A 26997-nucleotide genomic window follows, 5' to 3' on the forward strand; every position below is an offset into this window, starting at 1 on the left:
GAGGAGGACCACCCATGCTGCGGCTCATCGACGACCTGCCCGAGGGGACGGTGGGGGTGGCCGCGAGCGGGGTGGTGACCGTCGCCGACCTGGTGGACGGCCTGGCCCCGGTGCTGACCGCCGTCGCCGGTCCGGTGCCGCTGCTGCTGCAGGTCGCCGACACCACCGACACGGCGGTGCCCGGGGCGTCCGCGCCGCGGCGGGTCCCGCGGCTGGCCCGCGTCGGGTCCTGCGCCGTGCTGGCCGCGCCGGACACCCACGCGACCGCCCGCCGGATCGCGTCGTCGCTGCGGCCCGTGCGGGTGCGGGTGTTCGCACCGGAGGAGCGCGCCGCCGCCCTGACCTGGCTGACCGGCGGATCGGCCGGACCGGTCCGCGAGACCGCGCTGCTGCGCGCGTGAGCCCCGTGGCGGGTGACGTGTCCCCGGTCGCGCCACCGCCCCACCCGTGGGCGCAGGACGCGGTCGCGCTCGCGGAGCAGCTGGGGACCGACCCCGACGAGGGGCTCGGCGGGTCGGCGGTCGCCGACCGTGCGGTCGCGGACGCCGACCGGCCCTCCCCCGGGCTGGACCGCAGCCTCGCCGCCTCGGTCCTCGCCCAGCTGCGGGAGACCATGATCCTGGTGCTGCTGGGCGCGGCGGCGCTGAGCGTGGCCGTCGGCGACGCCGGCGACGCGGCCGTCATCGTGCTGGTCGTCGTCCTGAACACGACGGTCGGCGTCGCGCAGGAACGTCGGGCCACCGGGGCCGTGGCGGCGCTGCGGGCACGGGCCGCACCGCGGGCGACGGTGGTCCGCGACGGGCGCCGTCACGAGGTGCCCGCGGCCGAGGTCGTCGTCGGTGACCTGCTCGTCGTGGGCCGGGGCGACGTGGTGGCCGCCGACGCCCGGCTGCTGACGGCCCACGAGCTGCAGGTCGACGAGTCCGCGCTGACCGGCGAGTCGCAGCCCTCGGACCGCCGGGCCGCCCCGGCCTGCGCGGAGGACACACCGGTGGCCGACCGGAGCACCGTGGTGCACGCCGGCACGCTCGTCGTGCGCGGGCGCGGGCGGGCGGTGGTCACCGCCGTCGGGCTGCGGACCGAGCTCGGCACGGTGGACGTGCTGCTGCAGCGCCGCCGGCCGCCGCCGACACCGCTGCAGCGCCGGCTCGCCCGGCTCGGCCGGGCGATCTCGCTCGGGGTGGTCGTGGCCTGCGTGCTGGTCGGCGTGGCGGGGCTGGCCCGGGGCGAGCCGTGGCCGCTGGTGGTGCTGACCGCGCTGAGCCTGGCCGTCGCGGCGATCCCCGAGTCGCTGCCCGCCGTCGTGGCACTGGCGCTGGCCGGGGCGACCCGCCGGATGGCGCGGCTGGGCGTCATCGTGCGCACGCTGCCCGCGGTGGAGGCACTGGGCTCGGTGACCGTGCTGGCCGTCGACAAGACCGGGACGCTGACCACCGGACGGATCACCTGCACCGCGGTGTGGCATCCGGACACCGGTACGACGGAGCTGACCGGTCCGCTGCCCGCGGGACCGGCGCGGGCGGTGCTCGAGGCCGCGGTGCTGGGTGGCGACGCAGAGGAGGGCACGCCGGGGACCGAGGGCGCGGTGGCCCGGGCCGCGGTCGGCGCCGGGCTGGACCTGCGTGCGGTGCGGTCCCGCCGGCCGCGCACGGCGGTGCGCCCGTTCGACGCGCACCGGCGGTGCACCGTCAGCCGCCACGACGGCCCGGACGGCCCGCTGGAGGTCGTCGTCGGGGCCCCCGAGGTCGTGCTGCCCGGACGTGCCGACGCCGCGGCCGTCGTCGAGGCCTGGGCGCGGGCCGGGGCGCGGGTCCTGGCGGTGCGCGCGGGGCGGCGGGAGACCGGGCTGCTGCGCCTCGACGATCCGGTCCGCGACGACGCCGCGGCCGCGGTCGGCGCGGCCCGCACCGCGGGCGTCCGCACCATGATGATCACCGGTGACCATCCGGCGACGGCCGCCGCGGTGGCCGCCGCCGTCGGTCTGGACACCGGGGAGCGCGACGGCCTGCCCGCCGTGCACGCCCGTGCGGACCCCGGCACGAAGCTGGCGCTCGTCGAGTCGCTGCGCGCGGCCGGCGAGATCGTCGCCATGACCGGCGACGGCGTCAACGACGCCCCGGCGCTGCGGGTCGCCGACGTCGGCGTCGCCATGGGCGGGCGCGGCACGGAGGTGGCCAAGGAGGCCGCCGACGTCGTGCTGGGCGACGACGGGCTGGGCCGGATCGTGGCCGCCGTCGCCGAGGGCCGCCGGGTCGCCGACAACGTGCGCCGCTTCGTCCGCTACGGCCTGGCGGGCGGCCTGGCCGAGCTGCTCGTGATGGTCGCGGGGCCCTTCCTGGCGCTCGGTCTCCCGCTGCTGCCCGCGCAGATCCTGTGGGTGAACCTGGTGACCCACGGGCTGCCGGGGGTCGCGATGGGGTCCGAGGCGGCCGAGGCCGACGTGCTGTCCCGCCCGCCGCAGCCGCCGCGGCAGGGCATCCTCACCCGGCGCACGGTCGTCGAGACCGCGGTGCTCGGCGGCGTCGTCGCCGGCTGCTCGCTGGTGGTGGCGACGACGGCGGCCGCGACCGGACGGCCCTGGCAGACCATGCTGTTCGTGACGCTCGCGCTGAGCCAGCTGGGGCTCGCCCTGACCACCCGGTCGGACAGCACGCCGCTGTGGCGGCTCCCGGTGCGCAGCAACCCGTTCCTGTACGTGGCCGCCGCCACGAGCGTGCTGGCGACGCTCGCCGTGGTCTACCTGCCCGGTGCGGGCCTGCTGTTCCACACCGTCGCGCTCGGCCCGGCGGAGCTCGCGATCGCGGTCGGCGCGGCGGCGGTGCCGTCGGTGCTGGTCGAGGCCGAGGAGCTGCGGCGTTCCCGCCGGCGGGCTCACCCCGGCCAGGACCAGTCCCGCACCAGCGGGGCGTCCTCCCCCGTCTCGTCGGCGTGAGCGAGGCAGACCGCACGCAGGTCCAGCAGTCGCTGCCGCAGGCCCGTCCGGCGCACGGCGAGCCCGGGGACCCGGTCGAGCGCGTCGACCGCCAGCCGGAAGCGGTCCAGCCCGTCGCGGGCGAGCACCCCGAACGGGGTCGCCGGGCCGCCCCGCCGTCCGCGGCCCGCCACGTGCCAGAGCTCGCGCCCGGGGCGCCGGGCCAGCAGGTGGTGGATCAGGGCGGGGCGGCCGTGGAAGGCCAGGACGACCGGGACCCCGGGCGGGAACAGCGCGTCGTGGTCGCAGGCGGGCCACCCCTCGGGCCGTTGCGCGGGCGTCGCGAGGCGGCCCGGCTCGACGACGTCGACGACCCGCACCGCGAGCCCGGGCAGGTGCTCGCGCAGCAGCGACGCCGCCGCCACGACCTCGACGGTGGTGGCGGCCCCGCACCCGGCGAGGACGACGTCGGGCAGGGCACCGGGATCGACGGTCCCCGCCCACTCCCAGACCCCGCCGCCGCGGCGCACGTGCGCCGCGGCCGCGTCGGGGTCGAGCCACTGCGGGCCGGGTGCGGTCCCCGCGACGACGACGTTGAGCCCGCTGCCCGGGCCCAGGCACCGGCGGGTCACGCACAGCAGGGTGTTCCCGTCCGGGGGAAGGAACAGCCGCGCGCCCCACGGACCGTCCCCCACCACGTGGTCGGCGAGCCCCGGGACCGGCCCGGCGTGCCCGTCCGGGCCGTGTTCCCCGCCGCGGTCGGCCACCAGCACCGTCAGCGCCGCCGGGGACCGCCGCCAGGGCACGGTGTCGATCTCGGCCAGCACGCTCGCGTAGCCGTCGAGCATCGCGTCGACCTCACGGACCTGCTCCTCGGGCAGGACCGCCAGGCCGTGGCGGCCGGACAGCACGTAGCCCTCCAGGCGCCCCTGGCAGACCCGGGCCGAGGCGACGCCCAGGACCCGGTGCCGCTCGGGCGGCCCGGCCCCGTCGGGGCGGTCGTCGTCCAGCGCCCCGCCGAGGCGGGCGTCGGCGACCCCGCCGGGGGCGACCACCCGGAAGCGGTCCGGGTTGGCCGCGAGCACCTCGCGGACCCAGCCGCCGAGCATCCGGGTCGCGCCCGCGACGGTCACGCCGGGGACCGGGACCGGGCGCTGGTGGGTCCGGATCGTCGGCAGGTCCAACGGCCGTACGAGGGCGCCGCCGTCGGCCTGCGGGCACGCACTCGGCGGCGGCACGCACCGGCCCTCGGCGGCCGGGACCGGAGCGACCCGCGGCGCGCCGCGGTCGTCGAACAGCTCCTCGGGGCGGTAGCTGCGCAGCCACTCCTCCAGGGCGGTCCGCTGCTCCGGGTCGGTGCGGGCCCGAGGCAGGGGCGTCCCGGACGGTGCCCGGCCCGCCGGGGCCGGGTCCCCGGTCGGCGGCCCGGTCCAGCCCGGCGGGCTGCGCAGCACGACGACCGGCCGCCCGTCGCGGACGACGGCGGCGCCGCGGGCGGCCCGGGCCCGGGCGTCGGCGATCCGGTCCCACGCCTCGTCGAGCGCGGCGGCCATCGGTGCGTGCGCGTCCGCGGCGGCACCGTCGGGGTCGACAGTCACCTCGAGGGGCGTGTACCCGCGGCCGCGCAGCAGGCTGCGCAGGTCCTCGGCCGGGAGCCGGGCGAGCAGCCCCGGCGGCGCGCCCTCGATCCGGCTGCCGTCGAGGTGCAGCAGCGGCAGCACGGCGCCGTCGGTGGCCGGGTCGGACAGCGTCCCGGCCTGCCATGCGGCGTCCGACGGGTCGCTCTCGGCCTCGCCGTCGCCCACGACGCACGCCACGACCAGCCCGGGGTTGTCGTCCGCGGCGCCCTGGGCGTGGGCGAGCGCCTGCCCCGGGGTGTCGGTGGGGTGCAGCACCCCGGGCGTCGCGGCGGAGGTGGTGACCCGGACGCCGGTGGGGCTGCCGTACCCGCGGACCAGGGCCCGAAGGCCGTCGCCGTCGCGGCGCAGCCCGTGGTCGCGGGCGCCGAGGGTGCCCTCCAGCCAGGCGGCGGCCCGCACCGCGGCTCCGGCGTGCACCGGTCCGGCGACGACCAGCGCCGGTGTGCCGTGCCGGGCGGCTGCTCGGGCGACGTGGGCCCAGCAGAACGTGAGGCCCGGGGCCGTGGACCAGTGGCCCCGGGGTTCCGGCCGGACGTGCCCGGGCAGCAGCGGCTCGGCCGGCAGCGGGTTGTCCAGCAGGTGCATCTGCGCGACCACCAGGTAGTTGGCCGTCCGCCACCACCGGTCCACCGCCGTGAGGTCGTCGTCCACGGACCCGGTCATCGGGTCCCCGGCGCTCCGACGACCGCCACCGGGCACCCGGCGTGCCGCAGGACCGCCTGACCGGTGGACCCGAGGAGGGCGCCGGACAGCGGGCCCCGCCCGTGCGTCCCGACGACGACCAGCCGGGCCCGCGGGGACTCCCCGACCAGCGCCCCGGCCGGGTTGTCCAGCAGGACCCGTTCCCGGGCGTCGAGCTCCGGGTACCGGGACCGCCACGGCGCGAGCGCGGTGCGGACCCGGTCGGCCGCCGCGTCCAGGGCGGCGGCCTGCCTGCCGTCGCGGGCGAGCAGCTCCGCGGTGTAGGGGTCCATGTCGTGGTCGAACCAGGCGTGCACCGCGACCAGCGGCGCCCGGTGCGCCAGCGCGTGCTCCACGGCGAAGCCGAGCGCGGGGCCGGTGACGTCGTGCACCCCGACGACGACCGGGCCGCCCGGGTCGCCCGGTGCCCGGTGCACCACGACGGGGCACTGCGCGGTCGCGGCCGCGGCGACCGCGACCGACCCGGCGAGCAGGGTGGCGAACCCGCCGCGACCACGGCTGCCGAGCACCAGCAGGCCCGCGGTGCCGGACACCTCCCACAGCACCTCCGCCGCGGAGCCGCCCCGCACCTCGGAGCCGACCCGTTCGGGGCCGAGGGCCCGGCGGGCCGGTCCGGCCGCCTGCTCCAGGCACCGTTCGGCGTGCCGGACCATGGCGTCGCGGCCGTACTCCTCGCCGAGATGCGGGAGCCCGACCGGCAGGAACGTCGTCCAGGGCACGGCGGCCACCAGCAGCAGCGGGACCTGCCGGCACGCGGCCTCCCCGGTGGCCCACCCCGCGGCGGCGTAGGAGGAGTCCGAGCCGTCGACGGCGGCGACGACGGGCCCTCCGGCCGCGGCACCGGGGGCCGGGGGCGGGCCGGACCCCGCCGGCTCCGCACCGGTCATCGTCGCCCGCCCTCCCCGCCGACCGGGCGGGCGCCGACGGCGATGAGGACCGCCCCGGCCAGGGCCAGGACACCTCCCGCGACCAGCGCGACGGCCGTCGCGCCCGGACCGGTCGCGCCGGTCACGGATCCGGTGCCCGTGGTGTCGACGACACCGGCGACACCCCCCGCGAGCCCGAGCAGCAGGGCCCAGGCCCCGGCGGTCAGCAGCACCGCACGCCCGGCCGGCGGCGGCGCGAGCGGCGCCGCCGCGACCCGCGCCGGGGGCGCCTCGTGGCGGGTGAGCAGGGCCTGTCCGCCCCTGCCCTCCGCGGCCCCGGCGGCCGGGGCGGCCGTGGTCCGGTCCGGCCCGTCACCGGGCAACGGTCCGGCCGGGTCCTGCGGGCCCTGGTCGAGCCGCATCGGCGGGTAGCTGTCGGTCATCAGCGCCGCGTAGGCGACGACCCGCAGCACCCAGCGGTCGATGCCGGTCACCAGGTCCAGCAGACCGGCCGGGTAGCGCCCGGTGAACAGCAGCAGGACCCCGACGAACAGCACCAGCAGCGACAGCAGCCCGCCGCCCTCGGTGCCGAAGGCCCCGCCCCCGCCGACACGGCCCACGATCGTGCCGCCGGCGCCGACGAGCAGCGCCAGCACGAGGTAGTGCGGCAGCGCCAGCAGCCACCACTTCACCAGGACCAGCCCGCGGGACAGCCGCCCCGGATAGGCGATGTCCAACCGCGCCGCGTCGTCCGGACGGTCGTCGAGCGCGAACCGCGGGTACCGGTCGGTGCCGAGCCCGCCGTAGCCGTACCAGGTGACCCGCCACCCCCAGCGCAGGACGCCGACGTTGTAGGCGAACATCGTCCGCGGGTACCGGCCGGTGACCAGGACCGCGAACAGGGCCACCACGGTCAGCACCCAGAACGCGACGCCGAGCACGCCGAGCACCACCAGGTGCGGGACCAGCAGCAACCACTTGACCAACCACAGGCCGCGGGACAGGTGCTCGTCGGTGCGGGCCTGGATCCGCACCGGGGAGTCCTCACCGCGGGCGGGAACGGGCGTCGAAGTCGTCATGGCGTGAGGGTCCGCTCCCGCCCGGTCGCCGGTCAGGGCAGCGCGACCCGCCGCGGGTGGGTCCTCGGTCCCGCGATCGTGGTGACCGACGGCGGCGGTCCCCGGGTCGGGGTGGCCCTGCCGCCGGGCCCCGGGCGGTGGGGGGATGGCGGGTACGGCTCCCGGAGGGGAGCACCGACGGAAGGCCTGCCATGTCCCCCATCGACCCCGGAACGTTGCGCGCCGCCCTCACGCTGGCCGCCCGTGCCCCGTCCGTGCACAACACCCAGCCCTGGCGCTGGCGGTGGGACGACACGGGGATCGAGCTCGAGGCCGACGCGACACGCCGGCTGGGCTCGGCCGACGCCGACGGCCGGGACATGCTGCTGAGCTGCGGCGCCGCGCTGCACCACCTCACGGTGGCGCTCGCCGGCCTGGGCCTGCGGTGCACCGTCACCCGTCTCCCGTACGCCGGGCGCCCTGAGGTCGTGGCCGCCGTGCACGTCACCGGCGGGACGCGCAGCCCCGATCCCGCCGCGGTCGACACCGCGGCGGCGATCCCGGCCCGGCGCACCGACCGGCGGCGCTTCACCGACTGGCCGCTCACCGACGCCCAGCTCGACCTCCTGTGCCGGCGGGCGTCCGGCTGCGGCGCCGTGCTGCGCCCGGTCGACGATCCCGGCGCGCGGCGGGCGCTGGCCGACGCCTTCCGGGAGGCCGCGACCACGCACGACGCCACGCCCGGCTACGACCTCGAGCTCGGGCTGTGGTCCGGCCGCCGTGTCACCGACGACGGCGTCCCGGCCGCGAACGTACCGGTGCCGTCGGGGCCCGGTGCGGGTCTGCCGCACCGCCGGTTCGCCGGGGCCGAGCTCCCCCCGGCGCCGCACGGGGAGGACGGCGCGACGCTGCTCGTGCTCGGCACGTCCTCCGACGACCGGCTCGCGCGGCTGCGGGCCGGTGAGGCGCTCAGCGCGGTCCTGCTCCAGGCGACGGAGCTCGGACTCGCCACGTGCCCGCTCACGGAGCCGCTGGAGGTCGCGCGGACCACCGAGGCGGTGGCCGAGCGCGTGCTCGGCGGCTCGCTGTCGCCGCAGGTCGTCCTGCGCGTGGGCTGGCCGAGCGTCGCCGCTCCCCCGCCGGCGACCCCCCGCCGGGCACTCGTCGACCAGGTCGACCGGCGGGGGACGCCCCGGCCCTGACCCCGCGCCCGCCCGGCCCGGCCACGGCGGGGCCGGGCCGGGCCGGGCGGCTCAGCCGCTCTCCGCGCCCGACCCGACCGGCTCGGCACCGCGGGTGACCCGGGCCGCCGCCGGAACCACCAGCACCGGGACGTGGGTACGCCGCAGCACGGCCAGCGCCGTGCTTCCGAGCAGCTCCGTCCGCCAGGTGGACCGCCCCCGGGACCCCACCACGACGACCGACGCCGCCTCCCGGCGGGCCGCCTCGGCCAGGGCGCGCGCGGTCGCCCGCGCCGGGCCGGGCACCGGGTGCGGGGCCGGCACCCGCCGCAGGGCCACCCCGCGGCCGTCGTCGTCGAGCGGCACCGCGCCCCGATCGTCGTCGCCGACGACGACGGCGACCCGGGACCGTCCGGGGAGCAGCGCATCGGCCTCGTGCCACGCCTGTGCCGCCCCCGGCGACCCGTCCCACCCGACGACCACCGGCCCCGTCCGGGCCCGCTCACGTTCGTCGACGAGCATCGGGAACGGCACGACGAGCACCGGCACGGGGCTGTGCTGGACGACGAGGTCGGTCGTGCTGTCCAGTACCGCGGAGACGCCGCTCAGGCCACGGGCCCCGACGAGCACCAGGTCCGCACCGCTCTCCTGGGCCACGGCCGCGAAGCGTAGGCCGTCGCCGCCGTAGCTGCGCGCCACCCGTGCCGTGGCCGTCCACCCCTCCGCCCGGGCGACGACGCAGCCGAGCCGTGCCACCCGTTCGGCCTCGGCGGCACCCTCCTGCTCGACGAGCTCCATCAGCTCGTCGACGGTGCGGGCCCGGTCGGCGAGCCGGCGTCGCAGGACGTCCCCGGCGAAGGGGGGCGTCCACAGGTGCAGCACGGTCGCGTCGGCGCCGGGCAGCAGGTCGGCGGCCACCCCCAGTGCGGCGATCGCGGCAGGCGACCCGTCGAACCCGACCAGGACGCGGGGGCCGGCCGTCGCCGGGCCCGTCATCCCGCCACCCGCCGGGAGACCTCGGGACGGACGACGGCCACCGGGCAGGCGGCGTGGTGCACCAGGGACTGGGCGACCGAGCCCAGGACGAGACCGGCGAGACCTCCCCGTCCACGCGCACCGACGACGACCATCCCCGCCTCGGCCGAGGCCCCCTTCAGGGCCGCCGCGGCCGACCCGTGGGTCACGTGCGTCGTGACCGGTACGTCCGGGTACTTCTCGCGCAGCGCCGCCACCGCCTGCTCCAGCTCCTCGGCCTGCGCGCGGCGCAGCTCCACCGTGTCGAGCAGCACCGCGACCGCCGGGTCCATGGCCGGCTCGCCCCAGGCCCGTACGGCGACCAGTGCGGTCCGCCGCTGCGCGGCCGTCTCGACGGCGTAGGCGAGTGCCGCCTCGGAGCCGTCCGACCCGTCCACCCCGACGACGACAGGGCCGTCGGCGGCCTCGTTCCCCCGTACGACGACGAGCGGGCAGTGCGCCGACGCGGTCAGTGCGACACCCGTCGACCCCAGCAGCAGACCGCGGAAGCCACCTCGTCCGCGGTTGCCGACCACGACGACCGCGGCGTGCCGTGACTCGTCGGCGAGCACCGCGGCGGGTCTCCCGTCCCGGACGACGGTCCCGACCCGCTCGGGGGGCAGGAGCGGCGCCACCGCCGCGGCCGCCGCCCGGAGGTGGTCCTCGGCCGCCGCGACGGTGGCCGCCCTCAGCTCGGCCCACACCTCGGGTCCGGCGTCGGCGAGCGGCGGCGGGTCCGTACTCACCGCGACCAGGCGCAGGGGGCGTCCGGCCGCGGCCGCGTCCCGGGCCGCCCACCGCACCGCCCTCAGCGCGGACTCCGACCCGTCGACACCGACCACCTCGGGGGACTCGTTCGCATCGTTCATCGGGCTCCCTCCCTCGTCCCCCACGCTGGACCGCTGCCCGCCGTCCGCGCCCCGGCCGAAGGGCCCCCGCGGCCGGGCCGGAGGTCGCGCCCGACGGACGGTCGCGCCGGGCCGAGCCGTCGGGACGCCTGCGGTCCGGGGCGCCGCCGACGTCACCGCACCGGTCACCACGGGCCCGGGCGGCCGGGCCCAACGACCCTGCCGCACGGGTCGGCACCGGTGTCATCGTCGACGGACGCGGAACCACCGCGGTGCCCCGGTCCGGGGTACGGAAGGAGGGAGCGGACGGTGGAGGGTCGAACCGTGGTCGATGTCGGGGGTGTGCGGCTCGGCCGTGCGCGTGCCGACGGGGCCGTCCTGGACGACGCCGGCGTCCGCATCGGCCGGGTGCGCGACGGTGGTGAGGTTGTCGACCACGCCGGGGTCCACATCGGCCGGGTCGGTGCACCCCCGCAGGCCCCGCCTGCGGCGGCCTGACCGGGGGCGGCGCGCGGGTCGTGCGGCCGTCGCCGGCCCGGCGGTCTCAGCCGTCGGGGGTGTGGAGGGTCGTGTGCTCCTCCAGCATCGCCAGCACGACACCGGCGCGGGCGGCGAAGTCGACCAGCAGGGCTTCGTCCGCGTCGTCGAACGGGCGTGGGACGGAGTAGCGCACGAGTGCCGTCCCGCCCAGCAGCCGTCCGTCGTGCTCCACCGGGACGCCGAGCACCGCCGTGACCGGGAAGCGGTCGAGGAATCGGGCCTGCTCGTCGGACGCCTCGGCGGGCGTGCTCCCGGAGTCGACGCGGTAGCGGACGGCGCGGCGCTCCTCGACGACCGGTCGCCACAGCCCCGACCGGGCGCGAGGGGCCGTCTCCTCCATGATCGCGGTCATGGCCGCGGTCATCCCCGGGTCGGGGTGGTGGGCGGCGACGGGCGACAGGCACTCGCCGTCCGCGGAGAGCCTCCGTAACGTCGCGGCGCTGCCGGCCGCGATCGACAGCCGCTCGGTCATCGCGCCGAGCAGCGTCCGCACGGAACAGTCGACCTCGCGGTCGAGCTGGGCCCGCAGCCACCCCCTCGCCGGGTTCGACACGTCTCGCCCGGCCGCGCAGGACCTCGTCACACCCCGCCCCCCACCGTCGTCTCCGACACGGACTCGGCGTGGGCCGCCGCTCCGTTACCGGTCGGGGCCCGGGGCCCGGCACCGACGGGGCCCGCAGCGGGACCGGCCACCGCAGCCGGGCCCCCGCCGTGCGGGACGTCCAGGTCGACCCGGCCGCCGAGCTCGGCCGCGCGTTCCTCGAACGGTGCGGGACCGGTGGCCGGGGATCGGACGGGATGCGCCCCGATGCGCCGGGGAGCCGCGCACCGGGGCCGTCCCCTCGGCCGTCAGGAGGTCCGCCGGCTCCGGCGGATCTCCGCGACGACGGTGTGGACGCCGGCGTAGCTGCCCTCGGGGAGGTCGGTCAGCCAGAGCCGGAGGCTGCCGCCGACCCCCCAGGCGTCGGCCTGTGCGAGGACGCGCCAGCGTGGCACCGGGAACCGCAGCCCGTCGAGCACCCGGTACAGCGTCCATCCCAGGTGCGCGTCGAGTGTCGCGTCGGCACCGGACATGTCGTCCGTGGTGGTGCCGATCCGTCCCGGCGGGGCCGGGCCGGGGCGCACCACCGCGAGGGGCCGGGCGGCGAGCGGCCGCGGGGTCGTCCGACGATGCCCGGCGGCGACGGCTCCGGGGCCCGTGCCGGGGGCCGGGGCGGGCCCCGGCACGGCCGAGCGGCCCCCGGCCACGAGACGCAGGTCCGGGACCTGTCGCCTCCGCGGAGACCGTCGTGGCGGCCCGGTCATGTCACGGACCCGGCCGGTGCGCCCGCCCGACGGCGCCCGGTCGGCGGTCTCCTGTCGTCGTCCGGCATGTCGGTGGCTCCCAGCACAGGTTCCGGCTCCGTGACCGGCACGTCTCGCTCGAGGGTCCTGGGACCGGGCATGCGGATTCGAGGGCCTTCCGGAGCAATGTCGCCGGAGAATCGTCACGACCGGCTTGCACGGAACACATACCTCACGCCGTGCTGCATTCTCGGAATCCGAGAGAACCGTTCCCCGGCGCTCTCGGGGGACCACCGGGGCCGGCCACGCTCCCTGAGCGTGGCCGGCCCCGGCCCTCGCCCACCCGCCTGCTCCCCAGCGGCGGGTGGACGGCATCCCCCCGAGGCCTCCATGGTGCTCGTGGGCGGCGGGGAGGCGAAGGGCCGAAAGGCCCGGGCGCGGTGGCGTCGGCCCGGAACCCTCCACCGGGGACAACCCCCGCCGGTCCCGTTGTCCGGGCGGGACAGCGTGCCCCCCGCCGGACGGACCTACCGTGGGTCGGGCCGACGCAGGCGTCGGTGTCCCGCTCGAGAGGAGACGGCTCCATGTCGGACGCACGACGGGCCGGTGGCGCCCTCGGGATGGTCGAGACCAGGGGCCTGGTCGGGGCGATCGAGGCGGCGGACGCGATGGTGAAGGCCGCCAACGTGGACGTCGAGGGGTACCGGACCCTGCGCAACGGCCAGGTCTCGGTGCTGGTCCGGGGCGACGTCGGCGCCGTGAACGCCGCGGTGGCGGCCGGGACGGCCGCGGCGGCCCGGGTCGGCGAGCTGTACAGCAGCCACGTCATCCCGCGCCCGCACGAGGACACCGAGGGCGTCATCGGCGAGGCCGTGCAGCCCACCCGCACCACCTGAGCGGGCGGGCCCCGGCGGCGGCCCGGGTCAGCGGCCCGGGTCGGTGTCCTCCGGGTCGTCGTGCCGGGTGACCTGCAGCAGCCGCAACGCGAAGTCCGCGCGCATCCGGTCCTCGTGGCGCCCCAGGTCCAGGCCGGTCAGCTTCCGGATCCGCTCCAGCCGGTAGCGCAGGGTCTTGTGGTGGACGAACAGCCGGTCCGCGGCCAGCTTCTGGGAGCAGTCGGCGTCGAAGAAGGCGCGCAGCGTGCGGATCAGCGAGCCGTCGTTGTCGCGGTCGTAGTCCAGCAGCGGGCCCGTCACCTCGTCGACGAAGGTCTGCAGGTCGGGGTCGTCGCCCGAGCCGAGCAGCAGCCGCACGATGCCCAGCTCCTCGTACAGGAACACGTCCTGCCCGCCGAAGCGCTTGGCGGCCGACAGCGCGGTGCGGGCCTCGTTCAACGCGCTCGGCAGGTCGACGGCCTCGTGGTACTCGCGGCTGATCCCCCACCGCAGGCGCAGCTCCGGGAGCTCGGAGTGCACGGCCCCGGAGAACGCGTTCACCAGGTTCTTCGCGCCGATGCGGTCCAGGTCGGCGGCGACCGCCACGAGCAGGTCGCCCCGCAGGCTGGCCAGGGACAGGCCGCGGCCGTGCAGGGTGCGGACGATCCGCAGCACCCGGCGCCGGACCCGGTCGACCTGCGAGGTGTCCCAACCGTGCTGGGCGGTGAGGACCTCGACGTTCTCGATCCGGCCGTGCAGCACCCGCAACCCCCCGGTCAGGGTGATGCCGAGGTGCTGGGCGCGGGTACGCGCGGCGAGCCGGTGCTCGACCGAGCCCTGCAGCAGGTCCCAGAGCACCTGTTCGGCGGCCTCGGCCCGGGCCCGGCCCACCGCCCGTTCCCGCATCAGCGCCAGCGAGCAGGCCATCGCCACCTGACCGGCGACGGCCGCCAGGAGGTCCTGCGACGGTCCGCACCGGGCGAACAGCACCTGGCCGACCTGGTCGCCGTCGGCGTAGACGGGGTGCGCCAGCGAGGTCCGGTCCTCCGGCGTCGGCACGATCTCCCCGCCGCGGGTCGGCACCGACGCGGGCAGCCGGGAGACCAGGTCCCGGGCCCGGTGACCCGCCACCCGCGCACCGTCGGGGCCGTAGACCGCGACCTCGCAGCCCAGCTCGGTCGCGACGGTCCGGGTGACCGCGGGCAGACCGCCACCGCCGACGACGATGCGCAGCAGCTCCTGCTGCAGCCGCGACGCCCGGTCGAGCAGCGTGTGCTGGTTCTGCAGCGCCTCGTGGGCCCGGCTCAGCTCGGCCGCGGCGGCCACCTGCTCGTCGTGCAGACGGGCGTTGTCGATGGCGATCGTCGCGAAGTCGGCGAGGGTGACCATCCGGCGCATGTCGCGGTCGGTGAACACCGAGTGCCGGCGCCGCCACACCTCCAGGACGCCGAGGAACTCCCCCTGCAGCTGCAGCGGGACGGCGAGTGCCGACCGGGTCTCCTCCCGTTCGGCGAGGGAGTTGAAGTCGTCGCTGATCGTCTCGTCGTCGAGGTAGGAGTCGATCCTGGCGGGCTCACCGGTGAGGAACACCAGCCCGGCGACGCCCTGACCGCGGCGCATCGTCAGCCGCGCGGTCTGTGTCGCCCGGTTGCCGACGCAGGCGCGCATCCGCACGACGTCGCCCTCGCGGAGCATCACCCCGCAGATGTCGGACTCGAGCAGGCGCAGTGTCTGCTCGGAGACCGTGAGCAGGACCTGGTCGAGGTCGCGGACCGACAGCAGCCGCCGCGACACCTCGCGGACCGCGTCGGCCTCGACCGTCGCCGCGTACTCCTCGTCCTCGGCGCGCGCCCCGGCCAGCTGCAGCGACATCCACACCCGGGCCTGCCCGAGGAGCCCGACGGGCCCGGGGGCGAGCCGGACCTCGGGGTCCCAGCACAGCGCGGCGGCACCGTCCGGCCCGACGATCCGGCCGGACCGGGCCTCGGCCGCCGACGGGCCGCCCGGCGGGAGACCCGCCATCCCGACCCCGGAGCCGGCGAGCACCTGCCACCGCCCGTCCCGCCAGGCCGCGACGGTCATCGAGGTGCCTGCCAGCAGGGTCGCCGCGCCGACCAGGAGCTCGGCGGCCGCGTCCGGGGACGGCGGGACGGTGCCCAGGAGCCTGCCGAGGGCGTCGACGCCCGTCGTCGCTCCGACCCGGTCGAGTGTCGTCATCCCACCCCCAGCCGTCAGAACACGATCAGCGACTTCAGCGTACGTCGCTGTGACATCCGCTGATAGGCGTCCGGTGCGTCGGTCAGGGACACCCGGTCCTCCACGAGGACCGTCGGATCGACTGCGCCGCAACGGACGAGGGCGAGAAGCCGGTCGCCGTCGCGCATCAGGTCGCCGATCGCGAACCGGAGCGTGAGCTCGTCGGCGAAGGCCCGTCCGGCGGGCAGCTCCCAGGTACCGTCGTGCACGCCGACCGACACGACGGTTCCGCGGCGGCGCACCAGCCCGAACGCCGTGCCGAGCCCGCGCGGGCCACCGATCGCGTCGACGACGACGTCGGCGCCCCGCCCGTCGGTCAGCCCGTGTGCCGCCGTGACCGCCTCCTCCGGGGCGACGGCGACCGAGCCCTCCCGGCCCGCGACCGCGCGGCGGGACGCGACCGGCTCGACGAGCAGCACCGCTCCGGCGCCGCAGGCCTGCGCTGCCAGCGCCGTCAGCTGGCCGACCGGGCCACCGCCGACCACCGCGACGGTGTCGCCGGGCTGCAGGTCGGCGCGGCGCACCGCCGCGTAGCCGGTCGCGAGGGTGTCGCCGAGGAACACGGCCGCGTCGAGGGACACCCCGTCGGGGACGGTCCGGAGCACGGTGTCGGCGTGCGGCACCCGGACCAGCTCCGCCTGTGTGCCGGCCAGCGGCGGGCCGAACGCGGTCCCGGTGCCGAAGAACCGCCGCTCCGCGCACTCCCAGTGGTCACCCCGCCGGCACCACCAGCAGGTGCCGCAGGCGACGAAGTCGGCTCCGACGACGAGGTCGCCGACGCGGTGCCCGCGCACCGCGGTGCCGGTCTCCACGACCTGCCCGACGAACTCGTGGCCGAGCACCGAGCCGGCGGGCAGCCCTTCGTCGTGCGCGAGGAGGTGCAGGTCCGTCCCGCAGACCGCCGATCTGCGGACCTCGACGACCGCGTCGGTCGGCTGCTCGATCCGGGGGTCGGGAACCTGCGCGACACGCACCGCGCCGTCGCCGGCGTAGGTCACCGCGCGCACGACGTCAGGCCGCCTCGGCCAGGTCGGCGAGCCGCTCGCGGATCCGGGCCGCGGCCTCGGCCAGCGCCTCCAGCTCGGCCGGCTGCAGGTCGATCGTCACGATCTCGGTCAGGCCGCCGCGGCCCAGCCGGGCCGGGAGCCCGACGTAGACCCCGCGGATGCCGTAGCTGCCGTCGGCGAGCACCGCGGCGGGCATGACCTCCCCGGAGTCGGCGACCATCGCCAGCACCATGCGGGCCGCCGACAGACCGGGCGCCAGGAAGGCGCTGCCCTTCTGCAGCAGCCCGACCACCTCGCCGCCCGATCCCCGGGCGCGCGTGACGATCGCGTCGAGCTCGGCTGCCGGGACCGCCGCGGCGAGCGGCCGCCCGTCCGCGGTGGCCCGCGACAGCGGGATGACCATCTCCTCGCCGTGGCTGCCCAGGGCCCAGGCCTCGATCCGGTCGGCCCGGGCCACACCGGTCAGCGCGGTGAGCGCCTGGAACCGGGCGGTGTCGAGCACCCCGGCCATGCCGAGGACCCGCTCCGACGGGAACCCGGAGGCCTTCCAGGCGTGCTGGGTCATCTCGTCGAGCGGGTTGGTGACGACGACGATCACCGCACCCGGCGAGGTCGCCGCCACCCGCGCGGCGACGTCGCCGACGATGGCGGCGTTCGTGCTGATCAGGTCCGACCGGCTCATCCCGGGAGTGCGCGGCCGGCCCGCGGTGACGACCACGTAGTCGGCCGGGCCGGCCTCCTCGACCGTGCCGACGCCGCGGACCCGGGTGTCGAACCCGGACAGCGCGGCGGTGTGGGTGAGGTCCAGCGCGACGCCCGCGGCCCGGCCGGCGTCGATGTCGACGAGCACGACCTCGGCGAAGACGTCGGCGTCGGCGAGCCGCATCGCGGCGATCATGCCGACGTTGCCCGCACCGACGACGACCACCCGGCCGGTGCGCGTCGCCCCGCGTCCCCCACCGGGGCCGCCGGGCCGCACCGCGGCGGGGAGCGGGGCACCGCGCCGGTGGAGCGCGCCCGAGGGCGGACGCACCGGCGGCGGCGCGGCGCCCCGGAGCTGGGCGACGGCGGCGGCCGACGGGACCGGGCCGACCGGGGACGGCGCCGGGGTGACCGGGCGTGGCGCAGGGGGCGGCACCGAGGCGATCGGGCGGGGCGGCGGGGGCGGACCCCCGCCGCGCACGGCGGACGGGGGCGTCGTGGTGGCCGAGGACCGGGCGGGGTCCGCGGCGGGTGCGGGCGCGGCCGTGGGGGTGGGCGCGGCCGTGGGGGTGGGCGCGGCGGGGCCGGACACGATGTCCACCCCGAGCTCGCGCGCACGTTCCCGGGCGAGCGGGGTGACGACGTCGCGGGCCGCGACCCGCAGCACCCCTCCCACGGCGTCGTCGACCTGCGCCGCTCCGATGACGCTCATCGCGTGACCTCCCGGCCGTGGACGCCCTCCAGCGCGGCGACCGCCGCGTCGCGGGCCGACTGCACCTCGCTCTCGGTCCCGGACAGGAACATCCGGCCGAACCGGCCCACCGCGCGCAGCTCGATGACGGTGATGTTCGCGGCCTTCTCCGCCTCGTTGGCGGCCACCGCGATGTAGGCGGCGGGTGCGACCTCCATGACGAACAGGCTCTGGCCCGGCATCAGCATGGAGCCCTTGCGCCACTTGTTGAGCAGCTGCGCCTGGTAGGGGTGCACGTTGGTGATGAACTGGGTGGAGGCGATCGTCGGCCGGATCCGGTCGGCCTCGGTCATCCCGAGCTCGTCCAGGATCGCCTGCCCGGAGGCGAGCACCTCGGCCTGCTGCTCGGAGTGGATCTCCAGCAGCCCGAACTCGCGCTCGATGATCTGCAGGGCCGGGCGGACACCGGCCGCCTTGAGCGCGATGTCGGCGGCCCGGAACACCTCGTTCCCGGGGGCCATCTCGATGTAGAGCTCGGCCATCCCCGCGAGCGGGACGTCGCCGGGGCTGGTCGCGGCGATGTGCGCCGCGCACTGGGGCTGCATCCGGTCGACGAAGGCGTAGGTGCGCAGGGTCGGGCTCGCGTTGCTCATGCGGGCACCTCCGCACGGGCGATGCCGATCGGGGTGATGAGCAGGGCGTGCGGATGGGTCACGACGGTTCGCTCCAGGTACGTGGCCAGTACGCGCTGCGCACCGGCGATCATCAGGGCGCCGCCCGCCAGGTGCAGCGGCAGGTCCTCGGCGCCCACGGTCAGCGCGCGGACGTTCTCCGCGATGCGTTGCAGCCCCGGGACCAGGAGAGGGAACGCCTCGTCCGGATGGGCCCGCTTGTAGGGCTCGGCCTCCTCGACGGCGATGCCCAGGCCCCCGGCCAGCATCAGGTCGAGGTGGTGGCCACCGCCGGCGCGGTCGTCGAGCGCGACCAGGGCGCCGTCGCGGTAGACCCCGACCCCGGTCGAGCCGCCGCCGACGTCGACGACGACGCCGTCGCGGATCCCGAGCGTGCGCTGCGCCGCCGCGACCTCGTCGACGAGCGCGACCCGGTCGAACCCGGCGGTCTCGCAGACATAGCTGCAGGCCTTCGCGTCGGCGGCCGGGATGCACGGCGGGTGGGCCGTCGCGACCGGTACGCCGGCACCCAGCCCGACGCCGAGCCCGGCCTCGGCCCGTTCCCGCAGGCGGCGGACGGTCGCGGTGGCGCGGGCGAAGTCGACGACGACGCCGTCGGCCAGCGCACCCGACGGGGACGCGTCGATCCACACGGGGTGCTCGGTGCCGTCCGGGGCGACCGCGAGGACCACGAGCACACAGCTCGCCGTCCCGAGGTCGACCCCGGCCCGCAGGGAGGCCGCGGCGGCCAGCGCGGCGGCCGCGGGCCCGTCGGGGGCGCCGTCGCGGGCCACCGACCCGGCGGTGGCGGCCGCCGCGGTGAGCAGCTGGTCCGGCGTCCGGCGCGTCTCGGCGGCGCGCGCCGGACGCCGGCGTCCCGGGCGGCGACCCGCGGTCGCGGTCGCCACGGCTACAGCTCCACCGGGTCGTAGACGGTGCGCCACGGACGCACCTCGTGCGCGATCCGCTTGATGTTGATCAGGTGCAGCGGGGTCACGTTGTCCGAGCAGATCGACCCGCTCCAGCTGCCGGTGCCGAGCTGGAAGGAGGGGTCGACGTCGGTGGAGTAGCCCATCCCGCCGAACAGCGCCGGGGTGTTGATCACGATCCGGCCCGCGGGCAACGCACCGAACGGGGCGATCTCCTCCGGGTCCGAGGCGTGCACGGCGGCCGTGTGCCCCTCGCCGTCGAGCGCCAGGATCTCCCGGCAGCGGCGCCACCCGGCGTCGCGATCGGCGGCGCGGTAGACCGACAGGACCGGGCCGAGGATCTCCCGCGACAGCGGGGTGTCCACCCCGACCGTGTCGAGCTCGCAGGCCAGCACCCGGGTCGACGACGGCACGGCGAACCCCGCCGTCTCGGCGAGGCGGATCGCGGTCTGCCCGACCGAGGCCGGGCGCATCGCGCCGCGCTCGTCGAACAGCACCCGGGCCAGCGCGGCCTGCTGGGGGGCGTTCATCCAGTAGGCGCCTCGCTGCTCGAACGCGGCCAGGAAGGCCGGCGCCACCGCCTCGACGACGACGACCGACTGCTCGGCCACGCACGCCGTGCCGTTGTCGAACGACTTCGAGGTGATGATCATCTCGGCGGCCTCGGCCGGGTCGGCGACGCTCGCCCCGACGTAGGCGGGGACGTTGCCCGCCCCGACGGCGATCGTCGGCTTGCCGCTGGAGTAGGCCGCGCGCACCATGCCCGGCCCGCCGGTGGCCATGACGAGCGCGATCTCCGGACGCCGCATGAGCTCCGCGGTGGCGGGCAGGGTGGGGTGCTCCAGGCAGGAGACCAGCCCCTCCGGGGCGCCCGCCTCGACGGCGGCCTCGGCCATGATCTCGACCGCGCGCAGGGTGCAGCGGGCGGCCCGCGGGTGCGGGGCGTGCACGATCGCGTTGCCCGACTTCACCGCGGCCAGGCACTTGAACAGTGCGGTCGAGGTGGGGTTGGTGACCGGGATGATCCCGGCGATGACGCCCATCGGGGACCCGACCGCGGTCACCCGGGCCTCGTCGTCGACCCAGAGCACGCCGACGGCGCGGCGCTCCAGCATCCACTTGGCGACGAAGCCGGTGTTGTAGCGGTTCTTGTAGATCTTGTGCTCGTAGACGCCGTAGCCGGTCTCGTCGACGGCGAGCCGGGCCAGCTCCTCGGCGGCCTTCGTGCCCGCCCGTGCCATCGCCCGGACGTAGCGGTCGAGGGTCTCCTGGTCGGTCCCCTCCATCGCGTCGAAGGCCGCCCTCGCCGCGCGGGCCTTGGCGCGGACGTCGGCGAGTCCCGCCAGGTCGGCGTCGAGCCCGCGCGGGTCGGCGGGCGCTGTCGCGGTCATCCCCACACCTCCGTCTCTGTCGTGGGTGGGCACGCCCGGTCGCCGCTGCACGTCAGGCGTGCACCGGTGCGGGGCGGGCCCGGCCCGGGGTGGGGCCGGTCAGCCCTTGGGCCGGGTGAGGACGGCGAGGATGCTCTCGGTCTCGTCGTGCGGTCGCGGGATCACGTGCACCGAGACGACCTCGCCCGCCTTGCCCGCGGCCACGGCGCCCGCGTCGGTGGCGGCCTTCACCGCGCCGACGTCGCCACGGACCATGATCGTCACGAGACCGCCGCCGATCTCGCGGTGGCCGAGCACCTGCACGTTGGCGGCCTTCACCATCGCGTCGGCCGCCTCGATCGCACCGACCAGCCCCTTGGTCTCGATGAGTCCCAGCGCGCCGCGCAGGGCCGGGACGGCCGGGGTTCCAGTCGTCGGAGCCATGTCTTCCTCCTGATGCCGGTGTGGTGCCGACGGTGCCGGATCGGCGACCGTCGTCATGTCTTCTGGTAGGTCACGCTGCCGACCCGCACGACGGTGTCGGCGATGCCGACGACCGCCCGGTCGGTGGGGACGTCGGGGCCGGCCGCCACCCGGGCGGCTCCGCCCGCGCAGACCAGCACGATCTCGCCGACCCCGGCACCGACGGTGTCCACCGCGACGAACACGGCTCCGCCGTCGCGCTCCGGGTCGTCGGAGTCGGCCTCCTGCACCAGCAGGAGGGTGAACCGCTCGAGTCCGGGGCCCTTGATCGTCGAGACGACCTGGCCGAGCACCTTGGCCAGCTGCATGCCCGGACCACCTCCGTCGGTAGAAGCCGGGTGGCCTCGGCGCGAGCCGGACCACCGTTGCCGGGACAGTAGGACCGGCACGATCCCCGCAGCCTTATCCGTTCCGGACAACGTGACCGGCGGCCGTTGTCCTTCGGCGCCGTGGCCGGACCGGGAGCACCGCGGGAGCGTGCAGGACATAGACCACGGCCCGGCCGCCCCGGGCCCCCGCGCGCCAGGAGGTTCATCGGTGATCCGCCCCGAGGACGCACAGTTCCACCCGCCGACCAGCGACGACCCGCTCTGGGCCGAGACCAACTACTTCGGCCTCTACGCGGGCCAGGACACCGACCGGCCGATGAACATCGGCCTCTACGGGCTGTTCCGCGAGCCGCTGGGCGTGGTGGGCTCCACCGTCTCGGTGAACAGCCGCCGCGTGCGGGCCCCCTGGGAGGCCGACTACTGGGACGCCTGGGAGCACCTGGTCGTGCCGCAGCCGTCGAACCTGCTCGACTACGAGCTGGCCAACGGCCTGAAGGTCGTCGCGACCGACCCGAACCGGATCTGGGACGTCTCCTATTCCGACCCGGCCGCCGACCTGGAGATCCGGTTCCGCTACACCGCCCTGCACGAGCCCTACGACATCAACGACCCGGACATGGACCCGCTGGCCGCGGGCAAGGACATGGCCAAGACCTGGGGCCACGCCTACGCCGGCCACTTCGACCAGTCCGGGCACTACGAGGGCGAGATCCGGCTCCGCGGGATCACGACCCCGATCGACTGCGTGTCCACGATGGACCACAGCTGGGGGGTGCGTGCCGAGCGTCAGACCTCGCGGCTGAGCTGGATGCACGCCCACGCCGGGACCGACCTGGTGCTGCACGGCCTGTTCGACTTCTCCACCGACAACGGCCCGGACGGCGAGTCGCCGCTGCGCCTGACCCACGGCTACGTCGTCGAGAACGGTGAGCTGCGCGGCCTGAAGGCCGGCGGCGGCGTCACGAAGCGCTCGCACCTCTACCCGGAACAGATCTCGATCAGCGTCACCGACACCGCCGACACGGTCTGGAACGCTGAGGGCCACGCCCTGACCACGTTCCCGTGGCAGTCCCAGCCCGGCGTCGTCGGGCACAACGCCCTGCTGCGCTGGGACCTCGACGGCCGCACCGCCTACGGCGAGTGCATGGACTTCGTCGGCATGGGCGAGCTCGGCGCCGTGTACGACAGGGTCCACGACCCGAAGTGAGGCCGCGACCGTGAGCCCCACGCCCCCGCGTCCGGTCGAGGCCGTGCTGTTCGACCTCGACGGGACGCTGGTCCAGACCCGCATCGCCTCCTGGACGGTGTTCTCGACGATCAACGACCGGTTCGGGCTGGGGGTGGACGGACCCGAGCAGTACTTCGACCTCTTCCGCGGCAACGTCTACGACTCGATCGCGAAGCTCTGCCGCGACGAGGCCCACGCGGCGGAGGTGAAGAACGCCTTCCTCACCCTGCTGCGCGAGGAGTACGACCCGCCGCTGGTCCCGGGGGTCGCCGACGTCGTCCGGCGGCTCGCCGGGCACTGCACGCTCGCGGTGATGTCGTCCAACGCGATGCAGGTCATGCGACGGGTGCTCACCGGCAACGACCTGGCGTACTGCTTCGCCCACGTGTTCGGGGGCGACGTCACCCCCGACAAGCGCACCGCCATGCGCACCTTCCTCGCCGACGCCGCGAACTCCTACGGTCGCCGCTGCTCCGCCGACTACGACGAGGGCGGCCGCCTGCAGACCCCCGACCTCACCAGCACGGTGCTGGTCACCGACACCGCGGGCGACGTCCGCGACGCCGTCGAGGTCGGCATCCGCGCGGTGGGCGTGGCGTGGGGGATGCACTCCCCCGACGAGCTGCTCGCCGCCGGGGCGGAGTTCGTCGCGCTGTGGCCGCAGGAGATCACGGCGCACCTGCTCGGCGACGCCGCCGCGCTCCCCCCGGGGGGCGCCTGCGCGGTCCCGGCCGGCGGCACGGCCCCCGCCTGCGCGACCCCTCCTCGCTCCGGCTCCGCTCCGGAGCCGTCCGACGACGCCGGCCCACCGGTGCGGGACGCGGCGGCCGGGGACGGGGACTGCGGGTGCGGTTGCGGCGGCGACCCGCTCCGGGTGCCGCTGCGCAGCGCGGCCCGGGTGCGCCGGGACCGGCGCCGGACCGCCGTGGCAGGGCTCGCTCCGCCGGCCGGGGCCGCACCGGCCACCGAGACCCCTCCCGGCCCCGGGCCCGGCTCCGGTCCCCCGGCCGCGTCGCCTCCCGGTCCGCCGGGCCCGGTCGCCGGGCGGGAGCTGCTCGACGCCGTGCGGCGGGTGGTGCGCGGATGACGACCCCGCCCCGCGGGATGGACGGCGTCTACAACTTCCGCGATCTCGGTGGGCTGCGTGCCGGGCCGGACCTGCGGGTCCGGCCCGGCGCCCTGTTCCGCAGCGACACCCTGCAGGCGCTCTCCCCCGCCGACGTCGACCACCTGGTGTCCGGCCTCGGGCTGGAGCTGGTCGTCGATCTGCGGAGCGGGACCGAGGCCGTCGAGGAGGGTCGCGGGCCACTCGCCCTGCGGCCGGTCGGCTACCTCAACGCGCCCCTGCTCGACCTCCCGGTCTCGGACCTGCCCGCCCACGAGCAGTCGCTGTCGTTCTCCCTGGAGCACCTGTCGTCACCGGCGTCGCCGCTGGCGACGGTGGTGCGGGTGGTCGCGGCGCTGGCCGGGCGCCCGACCCTGCTGCACTGCGCGGCGGGCAAGGACCGGACGGGCCTGGTCACCGCGCTCCTGCTGCGGCTGCTCGGCGTCGACGACGACGAGATCGTCGTCGACTACCTGCGCTCGGGGCCCAACATGGTGCGGATCGTGGAGCGCTTCCGCACCTGGCCGCGCTACCGCGACCACATCGACGTCGTCCCGCCCGCGGTCTACGAGGCACGCGAGTACACGATCCGCGGGTTCCTGGCCGCGCTCGACCGCGACCACGGCGGCGCCCACGGCTGGGCGCGACGACGCGGGATCGCCGCGTCCGTGCCGCGGCAGCTCCGCGACGGACTCCTGGTGCCCGCCGGCCGCTGACCGGGCCACGGACACCGCGGCGGCCCTCCCCGGTCCGGGGAGGGCCGCCGCGCTGCTCCGGCCCCCGGGCCTCAGTCGCCCAGGGCCGCCTTCCCCAGCGCCAGCACCAGCGGCCGGGCCCCGTCGACGTCGACGGCGAAGCGGCGGAACCCGAGCCCGTACAGCTGGGCGGCCGCCTCCTCCGGAACCTCGCCCGACAGCCGCATGCCGACCGGCAGGTCCGCCCGCTGCGCCGTCGCGACGGTGCCGAGCAGCGACCGCACGACCGGGTCGAGCGCGGTGCGCGGGTCCACCGACAGCAGCCCCCGCCGCAGGTAGTCGTCCAACGGGTCGGAGGTCAGCAGCTGGCGCGCCGGGATCCCGAACACCGCGGACTGCAGCGCCCGGACCTCGACCCAGAGGACGTCGACGCACGCCGCGATGTCCGGCGCACCGGCGGCCGCCCGCGGGCTGGTCAGGTACGCGCCGACGGCGACCGCGCCCGGCACCTCCGTCGCCAGCGCGCGCAACGCCGCCGCCTCGGCCGGGTCGGACAGGTGCCGCACCGCGAGGTGGACCCCACCCGTGCGGCCCGCGGCGGCGGCCGCCCGGGTCAGGCCGCGCAGCTGGGCCTCGACCAGCGCGGGGCGGCCGAGGGGCAGGGCGAGCTCCGGGTGCCGGGTGGTGACCGCCGTCTGCTGGAGCAGCTCCCGCGCCTCGTCGGCGACCAGGTCGACGGCGCGGACCCCCACGGGCAGGTCCCCCGCCGCGTCCAGCAGCGGCGTGAGCTCCTGCTCCACCAGGTCCGCGACGCGGTCGAAGCGCTCCTGCACCCCGGCGTCGGACAGCAGCTCCTCGACGAGACCGTCCAGGTGGCCGGTGGCGGCCAGGACGTCGTCGACGGCGGTGACCAGCCCGCTCGCGCCGGCCTCGCGGGCGCGGGCGACGTCGGCGGGCAGCGTCACCCGCACCAGCACCTCGCAGCCCGAGGCCCCGGCCGCGGCGGCGAGCACCGAGCCCAGCGCCCCGGTCGCGGCCGCGGGCGTCGCGGTGCTGATCCGGCCGAGGAACAGCTCTCCCCCGGCGCCGTCGAGGGAGACCTCGTCGCCCTCGGCGACGGTCCGGCCGCCGACGACCAGGGTGCGGGCCGCCTCGTCGACGGTGATCGCCGACGCGCCCACCACGCAGGACGTGCCGAGCGCCCGCGCGACGACCGCCGCGTGGCTGGTGGAGCCGCCGGTGGCGGTCACGATGCCGTTCGCCGCGATCATCCCGTGCAGGTCGGCCGGGCTGGTCACGGCGCGGGCCAGGATGACGTCCTCGCCGGCGTCGGCACGCTCCTTCGCCCGGTCCGGGTCCAGCACGAGGACTCCGCTGACCTGGCCGGGGCAGGCCCCGATACCGGTGGTCAGCAGCCGGTCCCCGGCGCGGGCACGGGCGACCTCGTCGTCGTCGAAGCCGGGGCGCTGGACCTGGCGGACCTGTTCGGGGCTGAGGTTGCGCAGGGCCACGGCGGGGGCGACGTGCGCCTCGGCGAGGAAGTCCGCGGCGATCCGCACCGCCGCCTCCGGGGTGCGCTTGGCGCTGCGGACCTGCAGGAAGTAGAGAGTGGACCGCTCGACGGTGAACTCGATGTCGAGCACGTCGCCCCGGTCTCGCTCCAGGTCGGCGCAGGTGCGCCGCAGCTCGTCGAGCAGGGCGGGGGCGAGTGCCCGGTCGACCGGGTTCGGGGTCCTCGTCCCGGCGACGACGTCCTCGCCCTGGGCGTGCGCGAGGTACTCGCCGAACAGGCCGGGCTCGCCGGAGGCGGGGTTGCGGGTGAAGACGACGCCGGAGCCGGAGTCGTCGGAGAGGTTGCCGAACACCATCGACTGCACGACGACGGCGGTGCCCAGGTCGTGCGGGATCGCGTGGAACTCCCGGTAGGTCCGGGCCCGGCGGGTGTTCCAGGACCGGAAGACCGCCTCGACGGCGCCGAACAGCTGGGCCGTGGGGTCGGCCGGGACGGACTCGCCGTCGGACTCCTCCAGCGCGGCCTCGCAGGCCGACCAGATGCGGTCGTACACCGTGCCCGCGTCCTCGGCCGGGTCGACGGCGGCGACGAGCGCGTCGCTCCCCTCGCCCGGGTCGAGCGCGCCGAGCACGGTCTCGGCGTACATCGCGTGGAACCGCGCGGTCAGGTCGGCGACGAAGCGGGCGTCCCCGGTGACGGCGCCCAGCGCGACGGCGGCCTCCCGCCCGATGCCGAGGTTCAGGACGGTGTCCATCATCCCGGGCATCGAGACCGGCGCCCCGGACCGCACGGACAGCAGCAGAGGGGTCGGACCGGCGCCGAAGGTCTTCCCCGAGTCCCGCTCGAGCTCGGCGAGCCGGGCCGCGACCTCGTCGGCCAGCCCGGCCGGGAGCGTCCCCTCGGTGAGGTACCGACGGCACGCGTCGGTGCCGATGACGTACCCCGGCGGGACGCGGAGCCCCTGCTGGCTCATCCGGGCCAGACCGCTGCCCTTGCCACCGAGCCGGTCGACATCGGCGGGATCGGCCGCGGCGAACGTGCAGGTGAAGCCCGGTGTGGCCGGCACGCCTGGGCGCCCGGTGCTCTGCGGTTCGGCCAC

At 77.0% G+C, this 26997-nt stretch carries 24 protein-coding genes; 8 read left to right on the top strand and 16 right to left on the bottom strand.

The features are described from left to right. Window positions 1-14 precede the first annotated feature (14 nt). Both ND486_RS12955 and ND486_RS12960 read left to right on the top strand, forming a co-directional pair. Entirely contained in the window at window positions 15-401 is a 387-nt protein-coding gene (locus ND486_RS12955; protein WP_251784559.1) for an STAS/SEC14 domain-containing protein, read from the top strand. Beyond that, window positions 398-2932: a cation-transporting P-type ATPase gene (locus ND486_RS12960; protein ID WP_251784560.1), complete on the top strand. Its 2535-nt coding sequence runs from the start codon at window positions 398-400 to the stop codon at window positions 2930-2932. Before ND486_RS12955 ends, ND486_RS12960 begins: the two co-directional genes overlap by 4 nt. On the opposite strand, the gene ND486_RS12965 is transcribed toward ND486_RS12960, so the two are convergent. The 3 genes from ND486_RS12965 to ND486_RS12975 are packed head-to-tail and all read right to left on the bottom strand — an operon-like array spanning window position 2872 to window position 7198. Further along, window positions 2872-5202 carry a phosphoketolase gene (locus ND486_RS12965; RefSeq protein WP_251784561.1) on the bottom strand — a complete coding sequence of 777 codons (2331 nt, stop codon included), beginning with the start codon at window positions 5200-5202 and terminating at the stop codon, window positions 2872-2874. The two genes, ND486_RS12960 and ND486_RS12965, sit on opposite strands and share 61 nt — an antisense overlap. 8 nt (window positions 5203-5210) lie before the next feature. Continuing rightward, entirely contained in the window at window positions 5211-6140 is a 930-nt protein-coding gene (locus tag ND486_RS12970) for a universal stress protein (RefSeq protein ID WP_251784562.1), read from the bottom strand. Next, window positions 6137-7198 carry a DUF4389 domain-containing protein gene (locus ND486_RS12975; RefSeq protein WP_308215843.1) on the bottom strand — a complete coding sequence of 354 codons (1062 nt, stop codon included), beginning with the start codon at window positions 7196-7198 and terminating at the stop codon, window positions 6137-6139. The genes ND486_RS12970 and ND486_RS12975 overlap by 4 nt, the downstream gene beginning before the upstream one ends. Before the next feature lie 191 nt (window positions 7199-7389). Between ND486_RS12975 and ND486_RS12980 the strand changes: the two genes are divergently transcribed. Next, a complete protein-coding gene (locus tag ND486_RS12980) occupies window positions 7390-8379 on the top strand; it encodes a nitroreductase family protein (protein WP_251784563.1) in 990 nt (329 codons plus the stop codon). 51 nt (window positions 8380-8430) lie between these two features. Here ND486_RS12980 and ND486_RS12985 read toward each other — a convergent pair whose 3' ends face one another. Both ND486_RS12985 and ND486_RS12990 read right to left on the bottom strand, forming a co-directional pair. After that, complete coding sequence (locus tag ND486_RS12985) at window positions 8431-9354, bottom strand: universal stress protein (protein ID WP_251784564.1); 924 nt, start codon at window positions 9352-9354, stop codon at window positions 8431-8433. Further along, complete coding sequence (locus tag ND486_RS12990) at window positions 9351-10241, bottom strand: universal stress protein (protein ID WP_251784565.1); 891 nt, start codon at window positions 10239-10241, stop codon at window positions 9351-9353. Before ND486_RS12990 ends, ND486_RS12985 begins: the two co-directional genes overlap by 4 nt. Before the next feature lie 288 nt (window positions 10242-10529). Here ND486_RS12990 and ND486_RS12995 point away from each other — a divergent pair, with 288 nt between their 5' ends. Further along, on the top strand, window positions 10530-10718 hold the full coding sequence (locus ND486_RS12995; protein WP_251784566.1) for a hypothetical protein: 189 nt from the start codon (window positions 10530-10532) through the stop codon (window positions 10716-10718). Window positions 10719-10764: 46 nt separating this feature from the next. Here ND486_RS12995 and ND486_RS13000 read toward each other — a convergent pair whose 3' ends face one another. Both ND486_RS13000 and ND486_RS13005 read right to left on the bottom strand, forming a co-directional pair. After that, window positions 10765-11253, bottom strand: a complete 489-nt coding sequence (locus ND486_RS13000; protein ID WP_251784567.1) for a GAF domain-containing protein — start codon at window positions 11251-11253, stop codon at window positions 10765-10767. A 356-nt stretch (window positions 11254-11609) separates the two neighbouring features. Further along, window positions 11610-11834 (bottom strand): hypothetical protein, encoded by a 225-nt coding sequence (locus ND486_RS13005; RefSeq protein WP_145983302.1) that lies wholly within the window; start codon window positions 11832-11834, stop codon window positions 11610-11612. Between the two features lie 794 nt (window positions 11835-12628). On the opposite strand from ND486_RS13005, the gene ND486_RS13010 reads away from it, so the two are divergent. Continuing rightward, window positions 12629-12940, top strand: a complete 312-nt coding sequence (locus ND486_RS13010; RefSeq protein WP_251784568.1) for a BMC domain-containing protein — start codon at window positions 12629-12631, stop codon at window positions 12938-12940. Window positions 12941-12967: 27 nt separating this feature from the next. Here ND486_RS13010 and ND486_RS29085 read toward each other — a convergent pair whose 3' ends face one another. The 8 genes from ND486_RS29085 to ND486_RS13055 form a co-directional block, all read right to left on the bottom strand. Further along, window positions 12968-15136 (bottom strand): helix-turn-helix domain-containing protein, encoded by a 2169-nt coding sequence (locus ND486_RS29085; protein WP_285898646.1) that lies wholly within the window; start codon window positions 15134-15136, stop codon window positions 12968-12970. Between the two features lie 14 nt (window positions 15137-15150). Next, complete coding sequence (locus ND486_RS29740) at window positions 15151-16182, bottom strand: alcohol dehydrogenase catalytic domain-containing protein (RefSeq protein ID WP_251784569.1); 1032 nt, start codon at window positions 16180-16182, stop codon at window positions 15151-15153. Between the two features lie 4 nt (window positions 16183-16186). Further along, entirely contained in the window at window positions 16187-17596 is a 1410-nt protein-coding gene (locus ND486_RS13030; protein WP_251784570.1) for a malate dehydrogenase, read from the bottom strand. Then, the gene (locus tag ND486_RS13035) at window positions 17593-18228 is read right to left on the bottom strand and encodes a BMC domain-containing protein (RefSeq protein ID WP_208825822.1); all 636 of its coding nucleotides are present in this window, start codon (window positions 18226-18228) and stop codon (window positions 17593-17595) included. Before ND486_RS13035 ends, ND486_RS13030 begins: the two co-directional genes overlap by 4 nt. Then, entirely contained in the window at window positions 18225-19154 is a 930-nt protein-coding gene (gene eutJ, locus ND486_RS13040) for an ethanolamine utilization protein EutJ (RefSeq protein WP_251784571.1), read from the bottom strand. The genes ND486_RS13035 and eutJ overlap by 4 nt, the downstream gene beginning before the upstream one ends. Before the next feature lie 2 nt (window positions 19155-19156). Then, on the bottom strand, window positions 19157-20566 hold the full coding sequence (locus ND486_RS13045) for an aldehyde dehydrogenase family protein (RefSeq protein WP_251784572.1): 1410 nt from the start codon (window positions 20564-20566) through the stop codon (window positions 19157-19159). 99 nt (window positions 20567-20665) lie between these two features. Continuing rightward, entirely contained in the window at window positions 20666-20989 is a 324-nt protein-coding gene (locus tag ND486_RS13050) for a BMC domain-containing protein (RefSeq protein ID WP_208825827.1), read from the bottom strand. A gap of 53 nt (window positions 20990-21042) precedes the next feature. Continuing rightward, window positions 21043-21336, bottom strand: coding sequence for a EutN/CcmL family microcompartment protein (locus ND486_RS13055; RefSeq protein WP_226356115.1), 294 nt, complete (start codon window positions 21334-21336; stop codon window positions 21043-21045). 229 nt (window positions 21337-21565) lie between these two features. Between ND486_RS13055 and ND486_RS13060 the strand changes: the two genes are divergently transcribed. From ND486_RS13060 to ND486_RS13070, 3 genes are read left to right on the top strand one after another with little or no spacing between them, the layout of a single operon-like run. Then, entirely contained in the window at window positions 21566-22564 is a 999-nt protein-coding gene (locus tag ND486_RS13060) for a hypothetical protein (protein WP_251784573.1), read from the top strand. 10 nt (window positions 22565-22574) lie between these two features. Beyond that, window positions 22575-23672: an HAD family hydrolase gene (locus tag ND486_RS13065; protein WP_251784574.1), complete on the top strand. Its 1098-nt coding sequence runs from the start codon at window positions 22575-22577 to the stop codon at window positions 23670-23672. Beyond that, the gene (locus ND486_RS13070) at window positions 23669-24406 is read left to right on the top strand and encodes a tyrosine-protein phosphatase (RefSeq protein WP_251784575.1); all 738 of its coding nucleotides are present in this window, start codon (window positions 23669-23671) and stop codon (window positions 24404-24406) included. Before ND486_RS13065 ends, ND486_RS13070 begins: the two co-directional genes overlap by 4 nt. A 71-nt stretch (window positions 24407-24477) precedes the next feature. Here ND486_RS13070 and ND486_RS13075 read toward each other — a convergent pair whose 3' ends face one another. After that, window positions 24478-26997 carry a pyruvate, phosphate dikinase gene (locus ND486_RS13075; RefSeq protein WP_251784576.1) on the bottom strand — a complete coding sequence of 840 codons (2520 nt, stop codon included), beginning with the start codon at window positions 26995-26997 and terminating at the stop codon, window positions 24478-24480.

Origin of the sequence: Pseudonocardia sp. DR1-2, from assembly GCF_023717215.1 — a bacterium.
In the GTDB taxonomy this organism is placed as follows: domain Bacteria; phylum Actinomycetota; class Actinomycetes; order Mycobacteriales; family Pseudonocardiaceae; genus Pseudonocardia; species Pseudonocardia alni.